This is a genomic window from Streptomyces beijiangensis (genome assembly GCF_017315755.1).
GTDB classification, from domain to species: domain Bacteria; phylum Actinomycetota; class Actinomycetes; order Streptomycetales; family Streptomycetaceae; genus Streptomyces; species Streptomyces beijiangensis.
In genome coordinates this window covers 1-238 of sequence record NZ_JAFLRJ010001500.1, presented here as the reverse complement: position 1 = coordinate 238, position 238 = coordinate 1, and the positions used below count along the sequence as shown (strand labels likewise).

1 pseudogene is annotated in these 238 nt (G+C 74.4%); it reads left to right on the top strand.

Features of this window, described 5'->3' with window-relative positions:
* Window positions 1-238, top strand: a pseudogene (locus J0695_RS45010) (hypothetical protein); the annotation flags it as partial.

The window sequence follows — 238 nt, the reverse complement described above, 5'->3', positions numbered from 1 at the left end:
GGCCTGCTGACCGCGACGACCGACACCACCGCGGCGGTCGCGCAGTCCGACGCCGTCGTGGTCGTCGTGCCGCTCTTCGTGGACGCCGAGGGCACGCCGGACTTCGGCTGGATGGACTCCGCGACCAAGGCGATCGCCGCCGGCCTTGAGGCCCAGCATCGGCGCGCAGGGGGTGCGGGTGGTGCCGACCGGCAGGGTGGACTCGTAGCTGGCGAGCGTGGCAGGCTTGAGGCCGGCG